Source organism: Kitasatospora sp. NPDC002522 (assembly GCF_053595195.1).
In genome coordinates this window covers 52275-67500 of record NZ_JBSFXE010000014.1, presented here as the reverse complement: position 1 = coordinate 67500, position 15226 = coordinate 52275, and the positions used below count along the sequence as shown (strand labels likewise).

The 15226-nt window shown below is 74.7% G+C and carries 11 protein-coding genes; 3 read left to right on the top strand and 8 right to left on the bottom strand.

The genetic code is table 11. The features are described 5' to 3' along the window. Nucleotide 1 precedes the first annotated feature (1 nt). From ACWD4U_RS14620 to ACWD4U_RS14610, 3 genes are all read right to left on the bottom strand, one after another. Entirely contained in the window at nucleotides 2–1681 is a 1680-nt protein-coding gene (locus ACWD4U_RS14620) for a translation initiation factor 2 (protein WP_363449008.1), read from the bottom strand. A 210-nt stretch (nucleotides 1682–1891) separates the two neighbouring features. Then, nucleotides 1892–2641 (bottom strand): CbtA family protein, encoded by a 750-nt coding sequence (locus tag ACWD4U_RS14615; RefSeq protein WP_363449010.1) that lies wholly within the window; start codon nucleotides 2639–2641, stop codon nucleotides 1892–1894. A 23-nt stretch (nucleotides 2642–2664) separates the two neighbouring features. Further along, nucleotides 2665–2877, bottom strand: a complete 213-nt coding sequence (locus ACWD4U_RS14610; RefSeq protein WP_363449012.1) for a CbtB domain-containing protein — start codon at nucleotides 2875–2877, stop codon at nucleotides 2665–2667. A 268-nt stretch (nucleotides 2878–3145) separates the two neighbouring features. On the opposite strand from ACWD4U_RS14610, the gene ACWD4U_RS14605 reads away from it, so the two are divergent. Next, a complete protein-coding gene (locus tag ACWD4U_RS14605; RefSeq protein WP_449787197.1) occupies nucleotides 3146–3709 on the top strand; it encodes a histidine phosphatase family protein in 564 nt (187 codons plus the stop codon). Nucleotides 3710–3761: 52 nt separating this feature from the next. Here the strand turns inward: ACWD4U_RS14605 and ACWD4U_RS14600 are convergent, their stop codons facing one another. Both ACWD4U_RS14600 and ACWD4U_RS14595 read right to left on the bottom strand, forming a co-directional pair. Then, nucleotides 3762–6575 carry a hypothetical protein gene (locus ACWD4U_RS14600; RefSeq protein ID WP_363449016.1) on the bottom strand — a complete coding sequence of 938 codons (2814 nt, stop codon included), beginning with the start codon at nucleotides 6573–6575 and terminating at the stop codon, nucleotides 3762–3764. A gap of 198 nt (nucleotides 6576–6773) precedes the next feature. Further along, nucleotides 6774–7574, bottom strand: a complete 801-nt coding sequence (locus ACWD4U_RS14595) for a TIGR03084 family metal-binding protein (protein ID WP_363449018.1) — start codon at nucleotides 7572–7574, stop codon at nucleotides 6774–6776. Between the two features lie 305 nt (nucleotides 7575–7879). On the opposite strand from ACWD4U_RS14595, the gene ACWD4U_RS14590 reads away from it, so the two are divergent. Next, nucleotides 7880–9568: a (2,3-dihydroxybenzoyl)adenylate synthase gene (locus ACWD4U_RS14590; RefSeq protein WP_363449020.1), complete on the top strand. Its 1689-nt coding sequence runs from the start codon at nucleotides 7880–7882 to the stop codon at nucleotides 9566–9568. A gap of 57 nt (nucleotides 9569–9625) precedes the next feature. Here the strand turns inward: ACWD4U_RS14590 and ACWD4U_RS14585 are convergent, their stop codons facing one another. The 3 genes from ACWD4U_RS14585 to ACWD4U_RS14575 all read right to left on the bottom strand — a co-directional run bounded on the left by ACWD4U_RS14585 (nucleotide 9626) and on the right by ACWD4U_RS14575 (nucleotide 13623). Further along, nucleotides 9626–10354 carry a class I SAM-dependent methyltransferase gene (locus ACWD4U_RS14585; RefSeq protein WP_363449022.1) on the bottom strand — a complete coding sequence of 243 codons (729 nt, stop codon included), beginning with the start codon at nucleotides 10352–10354 and terminating at the stop codon, nucleotides 9626–9628. 72 nt (nucleotides 10355–10426) lie between these two features. Beyond that, nucleotides 10427–11407: a glycosyltransferase family 2 protein gene (locus ACWD4U_RS14580; protein WP_363449024.1), complete on the bottom strand. Its 981-nt coding sequence runs from the start codon at nucleotides 11405–11407 to the stop codon at nucleotides 10427–10429. 47 nt (nucleotides 11408–11454) lie between these two features. Beyond that, nucleotides 11455–13623, bottom strand: a complete 2169-nt coding sequence (locus tag ACWD4U_RS14575) for an ArnT family glycosyltransferase (RefSeq protein ID WP_363449026.1) — start codon at nucleotides 13621–13623, stop codon at nucleotides 11455–11457. 283 nt (nucleotides 13624–13906) lie between these two features. Here ACWD4U_RS14575 and ACWD4U_RS14570 point away from each other — a divergent pair, with 283 nt between their 5' ends. Beyond that, the gene (locus ACWD4U_RS14570) at nucleotides 13907–15145 is read left to right on the top strand and encodes a cytochrome P450 family protein (protein WP_363449028.1); all 1239 of its coding nucleotides are present in this window, start codon (nucleotides 13907–13909) and stop codon (nucleotides 15143–15145) included. The last annotated feature ends 81 nt before the right edge of the window (nucleotides 15146–15226 follow it).

Sequence of the window (15226 nt, the reverse complement as noted above, 5' to 3'; positions counted from 1 at the left end):
CTCACACCTCGCGTTCGCCGTCCGCCGATTCGGCCGGTACCAGGTCGACGTCCACGGTGAGGGCGCCGATCTCGCAGTGCAGCGTCACCGGCAGCCGCAGCTCGGTGCGGCCGTCCAACCAGGCGTGGGCGGCGGAGACCAGCGCGGCGGGGTCGGCGCGCCGGATGCGGCCGAGGTCGTGGACGGCGGCCGCCCGGAGGGTGAGGGCGCCGAGGCGGCGGTGGCGGAGCAGGCAGCGGTCGGGGGCGAGGACGACGGCGGCGGTGCGGCAGCCGGGGTGTTCGGCCAGGACGTGGGACAGCCAGCCGTCGGCCGTCCAGGGAGCCGAGGAGACAGGGGAGTCGGCGTGCCGCCAGAGCACCGCCGAGCTCTGCCGGGCACGCAGGCCCGCGCGGGGGTGGTCGGCGGCGAGGTGGTGGACCGGGCGGGTGGTCTGGACGGGGTAGCGGTCCAGCCGGACGCGCGTGCCGGAGACCTCGGCGCCCACGGCGAGGGTGTCGGGCGGCGCGACCCGGTGGGCGGGGGGCGGGAAGGGCTCGGCCTCCAGCGGACCGGCCGGCGGCGTCAACTCCAGCAGCCGGTACAGCTCTTGGCGCAGCCGGGGGAGTGCCTCGCCGGGCCGGGCGAACGCCGTGGCGGCGATCTTCCGGGCGTCCTGGCCGGCCGCGGTGCGGAGTGCGCCGGGCAGCTCCTCGAGACCGGTGAACTGCGGTGCGGCGGCGAGCAGTTCGGCCATCGGGCTGCCGGGGAGGAGTTCGCTGCCGCCGTCGTAGGCGCTGATCACCGCGCAGCCGGCCGCGGCGGCGTACAGGGCGGAGGAGCCGTGATCGGTGATCACCGCGTCGGCGGCGGCCAGCAGGGCCGCCCACTCCTGGTAGGGGGAGGCGAGCAGCAGGCCGGCCCGGGTGGCGGGGCGGAACTGCTCGGCCAGGTCGAGCGGGCTGCGTTCGCTGAACTCGTTGGGGTGGACGGCGAGTCCGACCCGGTAGCGGTCCACCGGCAGGCCCAGCACCAGCTGCTGCGGCAGCTCCGGGCGGCGGGCCAGCAGGCTCTCCGGGCCCCAGGTGGAGAGCAGCACCACCAGCCGGTGGTCGCCGACGCCCAGCGCGGCGCGGCGGGACTCGCGCGCGTCGGCGGTGCGCAGCAGCCGGTCCAGGGTCGGGTCGCCGACCACCACGGCGCGGGGCGCGGCGGGCGGGCACGCCTCGGCGAGCCGGGCCAGCTCGTCGTCGTGCGCCAGGCCGTGCAGGTCGGCCCACGGTTCGCCCTCGTCCAGCAGGAAGGCCGGGTCGAGTCCGGACGGCAGTTCGGGCGAACCCTCGTCGCCGAGCGCCTTGTTGAAGCCGACGCCGTGCGGCAGGAGGGCCCGGCGGCCGGCCGACAGGCTGCGCAGCTCGCCCTTCGGGCTGGCGGTCAGCACCAGGTGGTAGGCGCCGGTGCGGGCCTGCTCCCAGTCGACCAGGCGGGCACCGGAGCGGTCGAGCGCCGCCAGCGCCTCCACGTCGAAGCGGGAGCCGGGGACGAGGGTGAACCGCCGGGAGATCCGCGGGTCGCCCTCGAACACCGGCAGGACGTCCAGCAGCCGGTGCAGCGCACCCGCCGAGCGGAACGCCAGCAGCACGGTGCGCCGCGCACCGGCGTCCCCGGAGGGGGCGTCCTCGTCCGGGCTGCGGTGCGGCATGCCGACGATGCTACCGGCGGGGCCGCCGGGACGCCCGACGCCTGGCCGGTGCCACCCTCGACCTGACCGTCAGGTTGCCTGACAAGTCGTCAGCGGCACGGAGTGCCGGGCTGACCGGTCGTCAGGCGGAAGCGCGCCGGCCGCAGGTCGACGCGTCCGCCGGAGCGGCGGGGCGTCGGCCTGCGGCCGGGGTTCGCGCGGAGCGTGGTCTCAGTGCGAGACGGGTGCCGCCGCGGCCGGGGCCTTGGCGGGCTTGGGGAGGAGCCGGCGTTCGGCGAGGTGGCCGAAGATCAGCCCGAAGGAGGCCCACATGGTCAGCTGGATGGCGAGCGCCGCGACGCGGAACTGCCAGAGCAGCGTGGCCGAGAAGTCCTCCGGGACCTCGTTGACGGCGGGGAGCAGGACGTAGGCGAGGCCGACCACGACGAGGTAGCCGACGACGGCCGCCACGGTCGCGTTCCACGTCCCGAGGCGCGGGGCGAGCTGCTTGCCGAAGGTCACCGCGGCGACCGCGAGCAGCACGCTCAGCACCATGAGCAGGAAGTAGAGCAGGGTGCGTCGCCCGATGGTGTCCGGGTCGCCCACCGACGGCGGGTTGGCCGGGTACTTGAGGAACGGCACCACGTACACCGCGACCAGCGCCGCCCCGGAGAGCAGCAGCGCGGTGGCCCGGGGGCCGAAGCGACCGATGCGGCCGAGGGCGAAGCAGTAGGCGAGGGCGGCGATCCCGCCGAGCGCGATGCCGTAGATCAGGATGCCGGTGGCCAGGCCCGCGGTGGACTGCAGGGTGCGGCTGACCAGTTCCTCGCCGTGCTCGTGGCTGTGGGACTCCTCGAACGCGATCGCGGCGTCCACCCTCGGCTCACCGAGGAAGTACGCCACGACCAGGGCGACGACGCCCGCGGCGAGGCCCGCGAGCATGCCGCGGACCAGCAGGTTTCTGACGATTGCGGAGTTCATCTGCAGGTGTTCGCTTCCCGCGCTCAGTGGCAGGGGAAACCGAGCAGGTGCCGGCCGTCGTGCACCCACTCGTGCACGCTCTCACCGGAGATCAGGGAGGTGGCTCCCTGCTCGGCGCCGACGAAGTAGAGCAGGGTGAGCAGCAGGATGCCGAAGAAGAGCGCCCACGGGGCGATCGCCTTGACGGAGATGGGGGTGATGGCCGGCGTGGCGGCGGGGGCGATGGGAAGAGCCATGGCCTTTGACCTCCTTGCGGGAACTCGCGTCCCGGTCGAATGGAGCACGGACGACGGGGCGGGTCTGACTTCCCGTCAGCCTGGAGGGCGATGGCGGGTACACAGTGGCGCGACCGTGCCGGGCTTTCACCGGACTTCCACGACCGTCGTATGAACTTGTCCGCCGAGACGGTACCGTTTCGCGGGAGCCCCGCCAAGGGGCGCAGCAGTACCGGCGGTAGCGTTGGTGGGCGAACGGTTGCGGTGGTGCGCCGGGAGGGGACGGCCGGTGACGGTTCGCGTGATCTTGGTCGCACCGGCGTTCGGGGCCGAGCAGCGGAGCGCCGCGTTCGGCGACGACCGGCCGCTGACCGACGCCGAACTCGCCCCCGCGCGCGGACTCCCGCTCCCCGCGGGCGGCCGGGTCGTCGCCGCGCCCGCCCCGCGCTGCCGGCAGACCGCCGAGGCGCTCGGACTGGACGCCGCCGTCGAACCCGCCCTCGGCGACCTCGACCCTGGCCGCTGGCGCGGTCGCGCCCTCGCCGAGGTCGCCGAGCGGGAACCGGAGTCGCTCACCTCCTGGCTCACCGATCCGCACGCGCCCGCACCCGGCGGCGAGTCCGTCGGCGCCCTGTGCGCCCGGGTCGGCACGTGGCTCGACGCGCTGCCGGACGCGGGCGGCACCCTCCTCGCGGTCGCCGAACCCGCCGCGATCCGCGCCACCGTCGTCCACGCGCTCGCCCTCCCGCCCGCGAGCTTCTGGCGGCTCGACGTCCGCCCGCTCACCGCCACCCACCTGACCGGCCGCGCCGGCCGGTGGAACCTGCGCTGCGGCGAACCGCTCCGGCCGTAGCGGGAGCGGTCGGACCCGCGGCCCGGGGCGGGATCCGACGGGGCGTCAGGGGTCAGTCGAGGTCGACGGCGAGGACGCCTGCGGGCAGGGCCAGGCAGAGGCGGCCGGTCGGGGTGATCACCAGGCCGGTGGGGGGTGCGCCGAAGTCGAGGTCGGCGGTGGTCGCGGTGTCGCCCCAGCGCCAGACCCGGGTGAGGCCGTCGGACCAGGCGGCGGCGATCATCATGCCGCGGGGGGTGGTGGCGACGGCGGTGGCGGTGACGGGGACGTCGCGGGCGGCGAGCGGGTCGGGCATCGGCTTGCGGCCGTGCATCCAGGTCCAGACGGCGCCGTCGCGGCCGCCGCTGAGGGTCAGGATCTCGCCGTCGGTGCGGGCGAGGGCGAGCGCGGTGACCGGCCCGTCGTGGAGCGGCTGGTCGGCGGAGCGGGGCGCGCCGCCGTCCGCGTCGGCGAGGTGGTGCACCCGGCCGCCGGCATCGCCGACCGCGAGCACGGCCTGCTCGCCGCCGAGCGAGGCCAGCGCGGTGGCGCCGTCCTGGAGGTGGTCGAGCAGGGCGGTGACGGCGCCGGGCAGGCGGTCGGCGGACGCCTGGACCGAGCCGTCGCGGCGCAGCCGGAGGATCGTCCCGTCGGCGCCGGTGGCCAGGGCGACCAGGGCGCGGTCCTCCAGCGGGGCCGGTGCGGTGCCGTCGGCGAGGGCGCCGGACTCCTGGTCCACCGTCAGGATCGAGGAGCCCACGGCCACCGCGAGCCGGCCGGGCAGCGGACCGTGCGCCTCGGCGATCCGGTGCACCGGTTCGCGGTCGTGGTCGAACGACCAGCGCAGGCGCCAGTTCCGGCCCGTCGGTTGCGGCAGCCGCGCGGTCGCCCGGTCGTCCCGCCCGGCCAGCCACGTGCACAGCGCCTCGGCGCGGATCGCCGGATCGGCGCTCGGCACGGCGAGCGGCCCGGCCAGCCACCAGGCCTCGGCGAGAGCGGCGTACGCCGACTCGGTGGACGGCCCTGCTTCCGCACCCACCGCCGCATCCTGATCCGGCGTCACAGGTGCAGCCACAGCCGCGCCGTCGACTGCCGAGTGCGGACCGCTCACCTCGCCCTGCCCCGCCGCACCGTCCCGGTCGCGCTCCGCCGCTGCGACGCTCGCGTGTTCGAACGCGGCGGTGACGGCGAGCGGGTCGGCGTGGGTGAGCACGTTCGGGTCGGCGAGGAGTTCGGCGGCGTCGTCGGCCAGGGCCGACTGCCGCAGGGCGAGGCCCAGGAAGCGGGGGTCGGCGGTGGCGGGGTCGGGGGGAACCAGGACCTGGCGCAGGGTCAGCGCGTCGACGCCGTAGCCGCCGTGCCGCTCGGTGAGGAGGTCCGGCCACAGGCGCCAGGCGCCGTCGCGGTCGGGCGGCAGCAGGTGCGTGGCGGCGCGGTCGACGGCGTCGAGCATGCCGACGCCCGGGAGCTCGGCCCACAGGCTGTCGTCGACGTGTCCGCCGACCGAGGCGAGTGCGGCCAGGGCGGGGCGGACGTCCATCGGGAGGGCGTCCCACCACGCGTCGGCGAGGACGGCGGCCCGGTCCGCGAGCGGGGTGGCCGGGTCGAGGACGGGCGCGGACGGGGTGCGGGCGGCGAGCAGGGCCAGGGCGGGGCTCGGGTGGACGGCCGCCTGGTCGACCTGATGGCCGGTCAGGGCCGAGCACCACAGCGCGAAGGAGTGCGGGTCGGTCCAGCGGGGCTCGTCCAGGTCGAGGACGGCGGCGGCCGGCAGCGCGGAGTCCAGCAGCTCGGCGGCCGGGGTGCCGTTGGCGCACTCCACCACCAGGCGCAGCCACGGGATCCGCAGCAGCGGGAGCAGCAGCCGGGCGGCGATCTGCTCCGGCATGCCGGGCAGCAGGCCGTGGCCCGCCCGGTCGAGGTCGGTGACCACCAGCACCCGGGGCACGCCGTCGATCAGCGCCCGGACCAGCGCCTCGGGGGTGCCGGCGGTCACGCCGAGCCGGTCCGCGAGCAGCCAGACGGCGCTGTCGACCGTCAACTCCCGGGCGGAGAGCGCCGCGTGGACCCGGCGGGCGGGGCGCGGGTTGTCCGGAGGGCAGGCGGCGGCCAGCCAGTTCAGCAGGTGGGTCCGGCCGCTGCCGGAGGAACCGGCCACCCGGCACAGGCGCGGCGAGCGCGCGTCCTCCAGCCAGCCGAACAGGGCCAGCCCGGCCGGTCGGCGGCCGGCCCGCAGCGGCGGCACGGGCGCGGCCTCGCCGTCCGGTTCGGGCGTGGCGGGGACGCCGTGGCGCGGGTTCGGCCAGAAGCGCAGCGGTGTGCCGTCCCGGTCGAGCTGCCAGGCGCCCTGGACGGCGTGCGGCGGGACGGGGCCGTCGAGGTGGTGGCCCGGGTCGGCGTGGAACAGCCAGCCGGGCGCGGTCCTGGCCTGCTCCCACTGCTGCTGGGTCATCTCCGGGAACGGCCGGTAGCCGCGCGGTTCGACCGGCGGCGGCGACTCGTCCGAGCCCTCGGCGGCGAGCAGCAGCAGCCGGCGCAGCGAGTCGGCGGTCGCCCTGGCGTCGGCGCGCAGGGTGCCGTCCAGCGGGTCGCCCGGCTCGGTCAGGAAGCGCTCGACGGCCTGCGCCGGGGTCAGTCCCCGTTCGCGGGCGTCGGCGAGCCGGGCCGCCCAGTGCAGCGGGGCGTGGTCGGCGGTGCTGGCCGTGCGGGGCTGGAAACCCGCCGCGTGGTCGGCCTCGGAGTACCAGAGGTAGCCGGTCAGGTCCCCGCCGTCGTTGACCGCGGGCAGGTAGTCGACCGGGCGGTCGGTGGTGTCGGCGTACCGCGGCGGCCGGCCGTCCGCGGGCGCGGCGTAGCGGTCGTCGCTGAGCTGGTCGTTGCTGGTCAAGAGTGGCCCTTCCCCCGTGAAGAACCTCCCCCTGGGCGGACGCGGTCGGGCGGTGGGCGACGCGATCAGGGTTCGGCGGCCACCAGCATAGGTTGTGCACCTCCGGTGTCCAGACCGCCCCCGCTCGCCGGGCAGCCCGACGGCGGGTCAGGAGGAGACCTCCGAGCCGCCGTTGGGCTCCCGCCGGATGACGGGGTGTCAGTGCAGGTGGGCGAACTGCCCCGGCCGGCGGCCCGGGCCGGCCGGCCCGCGGTAGGCCTGGGCGATGTCCAGCCAGTGGTCGGCGTCCGGGCCGACGGCGGTGACGTCGAGGTCGGCGCGGTGGCGGCGGCGGGTGACCAGCAGGCAGAAGTCGGCGGCGGAGCCGGTGATCCGCTGGGCCGCGTCCTCCGGGCCGAAGTTCCACTCGACGCCGGACGGGCCGGTCAGCTCGAACCGGAACTCCACCTCGGGGGTGGCCTCGCCGCGGGCCTGGTAGCCGAAGTCCCAGGTGCGGACGGCGAACCAGGCGAGGTGCCCGACCCGGTCGGTGTACTCGCGCTTGACGCCGAGCGCGTCGGCGACGTCCTGGCCGTGCCCGAACAGCTCCATCAGGCCGGCCGCGGCCAGCACCGGCGCGGGCAGCGGGCGGACCAGCCACGGCACCACCTGGCCGGCCGGCACCTTGACCAGCGCCTGCTCGGCGGCCTCCCGCTCCTCGCGCCAGGCGGTCAGCAGCTTCTCGTTGCCCAGCTCCAGGTAGGGCACCAGGATCTTGTTCACGGAGCCGTTGAAGTCGCCGGCCAGCGGCGTGACGTAGTCGACGAAGGCCTGGGCGTCGGTCGCGGACAGCGCGGCCATCTTGAAGATCGTGGTCAGGTGGGCGATCTGGTGGGCGACCGTCCAGCCCTCCGCCGGGGTGGGCGTCGCCCAGCCCGCCTCGTCCAGGCCGGCCACCAGCCGGTCGAGGTCCTTGCCCTCGGCGATCAGGTCGGAGAAGACGTCCTGGGAGTCGGCCACGGAGGCTTCCTTTCTGACTGGGGGCCGCGTCGTGACGGACCGTCAGCGGACGGTCTTCGGCGGCGCGTTCGGGTGCGTGCTGCCCAGCCTCCGGTCCGGTGCGCGGGGCGGACAACTCCCGTCGTGCGGCATGGCCGGCCGCCCGCGCGGGCCGGCCGCTCCGGGATCAGCAAGCGCCGAGACGCCCGACACCGGCCGGGCTCCCTAGGCTGCCCCGAGGGCACCGTCGGCCGGGTCGCTGCGAGCGCGGAGCCGCACCGGTGTCGAAGCCGTCCGGCGAGTTTCCGACGAGTTGAGGAGCAGTCATGTCCGAGACAGCTGTACGGTCGAGCCGCGCCGGGTCGGTGCCCTGGCCCGCCGAGTTCGCCGCCCGGTACACCGCGAAGGGCCTGTGGGCCGGGGGTTCGCTGAGCGCGCTGCTGGCCGCCGCGGCGCGCCGGACCCCGGACGCCGTCTGCCTGGTCGACGGCGAGCTGCGGATCACCTTCGGCGAACTGCTGGCCCGGGCCGACGGCGCGGCGCAGCGGCTGGCCGGACTCGGGGTGCGCCCCGACGACCGGGTCGTGGTCCAACTGGCCAACTGCTGGGAGCACGTGGTGCTCTCGGTGGCCTGCCTGCGGCTCGGCGCGCTGCCGGTGTGGACGCTGCCGCAGCACCGCCGGCACGAGATGGCCGGCGTCGCCGCGCACACCGAGGCCCGGGTGCTGGTGGTGCCCGGCGCGGTCAAGGACTTCGACCACCAGGCGATGGCGCACGAGGTCGCCGCGGCGGTGCCGAGCGTGCGCCACGTGCTGGTCGCGGGCGGTGAACTGCGGGACGGGAGCCTCGACCTGCACGCACTGCTGGCGCCCGCCGAGGACCCGGAGGCGGCGGCCGCCGCACTCGACGCCGCGACGCCCGCCGGGGACGCCGTCGCGATGTTCCTGCTGTCCGGCGGCACCACCGGCCTGCCGAAGGTGATACCCCGGACCAACAACGACCTGTGCTACATGATCGGGCAGGCCGCCGAGATCTGCGCCTACGGCCCGGACACCGTCTACCTGGCCACCCTGCCGCTCGGCCACGGCTTCCCCAACACCGGCCCCGGCGTGCTCGGCGCCCTGATCAACGGCGGCCGGGTGGTGATCACCGCCTCGCCCGCCCCCGAGACCGCGCTCGCCATCGCCGCCCGCGAACGGGTCACCACCACCGCCGCCGTCCCGGCCATCGTGCAGCGCTGGCTGCAGTTCCGCGACGAGCACCCCGACCTCGACCTGTCCGCGCTGACGCTGCTCCAGGTCGGCGCCGCGCGGCTGGCCCCCGCGGTGGCCCGGCAGATCGGCCCCAAGCTGGGCTGCACCCTGATGCAGGTGTTCGGCATGGGCGAGGGCCTGCTCTGCCTGACCCGCCTCGACGACCCCGAGCAGGTGCTGCACCACACCCAGGGCCGCCCGGTCAGCCCCGACGACGAGGTGCTGATCGTCGACGAGACGGGCGTCGAGGTGCCGCCCGGCGAGCCCGGCCTGCTGCTCACCCGCGGCCCCTACACGCTGCGCGGCTACTACGCCTCGCCGGACCTCAACGCCCGCGCCTTCACCGAGGACGGCTGGTACGTCACCGGCGACGTGGTGCGCCGCACCCCCGAGGGCAACCTGATCGTGGCCGGCCGGGAGAAGGACGTGATCAACCGCGGCGGCGAGAAGATCAACGCCGAGGAGATCGAGAACTTCGCGCACCAACTGGACGCCGTCGACCAGGCCGCCGCGGTCGCCATGCCGGACGCCGAACTCGGCGAGACGGTCTGCCTGTTCGTGGTGCCGAAGGCCGGACGGAGGGTCACCCTGGACGAGGTCCGGTCGGTGCTGCTGGACGCCGGGGTGGCCCGCTTCAAGCTTCCGGAGCGGCTGGTGCTCGCCGACACCATGCCCGCCACCCCGATCGGCAAGGTCGACAAGAAGGCGCTGCGCTCGCAGATCGCCCGCCTGCTGGACGCCGAGGCCACCGAGGCGCTCTGAGCTCCGACCACGCGTCAGGACCCGCCTCCCTTCGGGGAGGCGGGTCCTGACGGTTGTTCAGGCGGTGGCGACCCGCGGGTGCGGCGCGGTCGGGCGGTGCGCGCGGACGATCAGCGAGACGCCGCTGAGCGAGCGCACCGGCAGGTACCGCTCGGCCGCCACCAGGCCGCCGAACAGCGCGTTGATCGGCGCGGGCGGCGGCGCGTCGATGTCGCTGGAGGTGGAGCGCCGGCGGTGCAGTGCGACCAGCGGCCGCAGCAGCACGTTCCAGCTGTACAGCTCGTCGATCACCAGGCCCGCGCCGGTCAGCACCGCGGAGAGCCCCGCGCGGTCGTAGCGGCGGACGTGGTCGACCGCCTCGTCGTGCGCCGACCACAGCCGCATGTCCGCCGGGACGGTCAGCAGCGCGGTGCCGCCGGGGCGCAGGACCCGCAGGATCTCGGCGGCGGCGAGGTGGTCCTCCTCGATGTGCTCCAGGATCTCGAACGCCGTCACCAGGTCGAACGAGCCGTCCTCCCAAGGGAGTTCGCGGGCGTCCGCGCGGTGCGCGTCCAGGCCCCGCTCGCGGGCGATCTGCACCGCCGTCTCGGACAGGTCGGCGACCACGGTCCGCCAGCCGTGCTCCAGCAGCACCCGGCTGTTGCCACCGCCCGCGGCGCCGATGTCCAGCGCCCGTCCGGCCGGACCGAGCCCGCGCAGCTCGCGGGCCAGCAGCCGTCTCTTCTCCCGGAACCACCAGTGCCGCTCCTCGACCTCGGTCATCCGGCGGATCTCAGCGGCTCGCATCAGTGCGTCCTCTCAGGTGGGGGGACATGACGTTCCATCGGATCGGTTGGCGTGCACACCCGGGTCACCCGTTCACGACGAGGCCCGCCGGGCCGGCAGCCCGGCGGGGCGCGGCGACTTCTCGGCGGAGTCGAAACCGACGTGGTACACGGGGCGATTCTGTACGGCGGCGAAGATCCGGGCGACGTACGCGCCGAGCAGGCCGAGGCAGATCAGCTGCAAGGCTGACAGCAGCAGCACCGCGAGGAACAGCGAGGTCCAGCCGGGGATGGCCGCGCCCGCGGCGAACCCGGCCAGGGCGAAGGCGGCCAGCAGCAGGCAGGCGGTGAAGCTGAACCCGCCCAGCCAGGTGGCGATCCGCAGCGGCGCCGAGGAGAAGCCCGCCGTGCTGTCCCAGGCGAGGGCGATCATCCGGCGCAGCGGGTACTTGGTGCGCCCGGCGACCCGCTCCTCCCGGGCGTACCGCAGTTCTGCGCTGGGGAACCCGAGGGAGGGCACCAGCAGCCGGTACACCGGCGTGCGTTCGGGCAGTTCGCGCAGCACCTCGACCACGGCGCGGCTGAGCAGTCGGAAGTCGCCGGCGTGCGCGGGCACCTCGATGTCCAGCAGACGGCCCATCAGGCGGTAGTAGACGCCTGCGGTGTGCCGCTTGAACGCGGTGTCGGTGCTGCGGTCGGAGCGCACCCCGTAGACGACGTCGACGCCCCGGCCGCGGGCCAGCGCCAGCATCTCGGGGATCGCCTCGGGCGGGTCCTGCAGATCGGCGTCGATGCTGACCACCCAGGCGCCGCGGGCCAGGTGCAGGCCCGCGGTCAGTGCCGCCTGGTGGCCGCTGTTGCGGCGCAGCCGGACCAGACGCAGCTGCGGCCAGCGGTGGCGCTCCTTCAGCAGGGCAGAGGCAGTGCGGTCCTTGCTGCCGTCGTCCACCGCCACCACCTCGTAGTCGACGCCGCAGCCGTCGAGGACCGGGCGCAGGCGGGCGACGAGGGCCGGGATGGCGTCCTCCTCGTCGTACATCGGGACGACGACGGACAGCGTGGGCGGGAAATCCATGGCTGGCGCCTCCTCAGCGGGGGTCCGGGGTGGGCGATCGGGGCCGTTCAGCCGCAGCGGTACAGCACGGAGTCGGCGAAGCTGGGGAAGGGCAGCTTGCCGTCGGTGTCGGGAGCCGTGCCGCCGTACGCGGCCGGGTCGACGGCCTGGCAGTGCTGCTGGACGAAGGCGACCCGCCGGCGCTGGGCCTCGCCGCCCATGCCGGCGATCCCTCCCCGCCGGGGCGCGCCGGGGGCCGCGGACAGGACGAACCGCAGCCTGCCGTCAGCGATCCAGCCGGTCAGCTGGTCGACCGAGGGGACGTTGTCGGCGCCGAGGTAGCCCCCCATGCCGACCACCGTGGCGTCGGAGTCGACGATGAACTGCGCGGCGGCGATCCCGCCGCCCTCCACGGCGAGCGCGATCTGCGCGCCGTCGGCGTGCGCGACCGCGTAGTCCAGGGCCCTGCGGTTCTCGCCGGAGAGTTCCGCGCCGCCGAGGCCCGCACCGCGGGCGGGCTGGCGGCGGTACTGCTCGGGGGCGAGGCGGAAGTCCAGCTTCGGGGGAGCGCCGGCGGGCAGGTTGCCGCCGCCGGTGGGCTGGATGCCGGCCGCGGCCGCCGCGCCCGTCCCGCCGGACTCGAACATCACGGAGGGCAGCTCGACCACGAACGCGAGCCGTCCGTGCAGCATCGCGTCCAGCTTCCGGTTCGGCGGACCGGCGGACGGGAAGCCGCCGTTGGTGCCGTGTTCGAGGGCGGTACCCGCCGACCAGACCGCGGTGGTGAACAGCACCGACACCACGGCGAGCACCATGGCGGGACGCCCGAGGGAGCGGGCTCGGCCCGGCGCGAGGCGACCGAGGAGCAGGCCGGCGAGGGCGAGCGCCGCGAGCGCCGCGACCGCCCAGCGGGTCCAACCGTACCAGGAGGTGTCCCGGGAGACCAGCACGAACGCCCAGGCCGTGGTCAGCGCGACGCCCAGCGGGAGCAGCGTCCAGCCGCGGCCCGAGGCCTCCCGGTAGTCCCGCCACAGCCGGGCCAGGCCGGCGGCCGAGACGGCGGCCACCGCCGGGGCCAGCATCGCGGTGTAGTACGGGTGCCAGATGCCCTGGACGAAGCTGAACACCGCGGCGGTGACGACCAGCCAGCTGCCCCACAACAGCCAGCCCGCCCGCTCCGCCGCGTCACCCGGCTGCCGGAACCACAGCCGCCGGTACCCGGACGCGCCGACCGCCCCCAGCGCCAGCAGGCTCAGCGGCAGCAGCCAGGAGATCTGCCCGCCGACCTCCGGGGAGAACATCCGGGTGACCACCGGCTCGCCGCCGCCCATGCCGACCATGCCGAGCGCGACGTTGATGCCGCCGCCGTTGTAGACCTGGCCGAAGTCGAAGATCTTGCCGAAGCCGTTGTACCCGAAGATCACCTGGAGCGCGCTGCCGTCGGTCGAGGCGTCCACGAACGGCGTGTGGCCCGGCCACAGGTCGTGCAGCACCGGCCACCAGAACGAGGACACCAGCAGGACCCCGCCCGCCGCCAGCAGGTCGAGCACCCTGCGTCGTACCGGGCCGGCCGTGCACACCAGGAAGGCGAGCGTCAGCCCGGGCAGCAGGATCCACGCCTCCAACCACTTGGTGGAGAACCCGCAGCCGATCCAGAACCCGCACGCCAGTAGCCAGTTGCGCCGTGAGCGGATCGCTGCGGCCAGCACCGACCGGGTGAACGCGTAGGCCGCGGCCAGCAGCAGCAGCACCAGCAGGGCGTCGGTGTTGTTGTCCCGGTCGATCGCCACCGTCACCGGTGTCAGGGTCAGGATCAGCGCGGCCAGCAGCGCCACCCGCTCACCCGCCCACAGGCGCACCGTGCGGTGCAGCAGGAACACGGCGGCCACCCCCTCGACCGCCTGCGGCAGCAGCACCGTCCAGGAGTGGAAGCCGAACACCAGCACCGTCAGCGCCTGCGGCCACAGCGACATCGGCGGCTTGTCGGTGGAGACCACCCCGACCGGATCGAAGGCCCCGAAGAGGAAATTGCCCGGAGAACGGGTCATCGACTTCACTGCCGCCGAGTAGTATGCGTTGCCGAACCCGCCGGCATCGATCGCCCACACGTACAACAGCAGCGCCAGCAGAAGAATCCCGCCCAGTGCCCAGCGGTGAGCGGCGCCCGTGCCGAGGTCGGCCGGTTCGCCGGGCGCGGGGGACGTGGTGGGCACCGGGGCCGGTTTGACGGTAGACATCCGTTCTCCTTCGTGATCGAAGCTGCCCATACGGTGGCACGCGGTGATCAGGTGCGGCTTCTCCCTTCTTGCCGATCCGACCTGCCCGCTCCGGCCGCCCCGGCGCCCGTCCGGTGCGCAATCGCGAAGATGTTCCGCCCCCGGGGGACGGCTAGCGTGAGCAGCGGATCGAACAACTCGAGTGCTGGACCAGGCTGTTCGGCACCGCGCGGTGCAACTCCCGTGCCCAGCCGGTCCACTGACAGCCCATCATTCCGAAGACTGCTGGTGGAGGTCGCGTTCCATGTCCAACGATGTGTGCCCCTATCGCCTCGACCCCGATGGCGCCGACACCCACGGGGAGACCAAGGCGCTGCGAGAGCAGGGCCCGATCGCGCTGGTCGAGCTCGCCGACGGCGTGAAGGCGTGGTCCGTCCACGACTACGCGCTCGGCAAGCAGATCATGGGCGACGAGCGGTTCTCCAAGAACCCGCGCAAGAACTGGCCGAAGTACATCAACGGCGAGATCTCCAACGGCTGGCCGCTGATCACCTGGATCGCCATGGACACCATGGCCACCCAGGACGGCGAGGACCACGGCCGGCTGCGCCGGCTGCTCCTCAAGGCGTTCACCGAGCGCCGCGTGGAGGCCATGAAGCCGCACATCGAGAAGACCGTCAAGGACCTTCTCGACGCGATGGAGGCCAACCAGGACGAGATCCTCGACCTCAAGGGCTGGTTCCACGCGGAGCTGCCCACCCGCCTGATGTGCGACCTCTTCGGCGTGCCCGAGGAGACCCGCGCCGAGGTGCTGGTCGGCGGCCACAAGAACATCGACACCCGGATCAGCCCCGAGGAGGCCGAGGCCAACCTGTACCAGTGGCAGGAGGCCATCTCCAACCTGGTCGACTTCAAGCGGGCCAACCCCGCCGACGACCTGACGTCGGGCCTGATCGCCGCCCGCGACAACGACTCCCGCCTCAGCCACTCCGAGCTGCTGGGCACCCTGCACCTGCTGCTCGGCGCCGGCTCCGAGACCCTGGTCAACGCGCTCGCCCACGCCTCCGTGGCCCTGCTGGCCGACGCCGACCTGCGCGAGAAGGTCGTCTCCGGCGAGATCCCGTGGGAGAACGTCTGGGAGGAGACCCTGCGGGTCGAGTCCCCGGTCGCCCACCTGCCCTTCCGCTACGCCACCGAGGACTTCGAGCTCGGCGGCATGAAGATCGCCAAGGGCGACCCGATCCTGGTCGACTTCGCGGGCATCGGCCGCGACCCGTCGATCCACGGCGACACCGCGGACGAGTTCGACCCGATGCGCGAGGACAAGACCAACCTGTCCTTCGGCCACGGCGTCCACTACTGCCTCGGCGCCCGGCTCGCCAAGCACGCGTGGATGATCGGCATCCCGGAGCTGTTCCGCCGCTTCCCGGAGATGCAGCTCGCGGTCTCCCGCGACGAGCTGGTCGGCCAGGGCAGCTTCGTCGTCAACGGCCACGCGAACATCCCGGTCCGCCTGCGGGCCAAGGTTCCGAGCGCCGCGTAACACCCCCGGCGGGCCCGGGCGCCCCGCACCCGCGGGGCGCCCGGGCCCGCATAGGTCCACGAAGGTCAGGCACCCACGAAG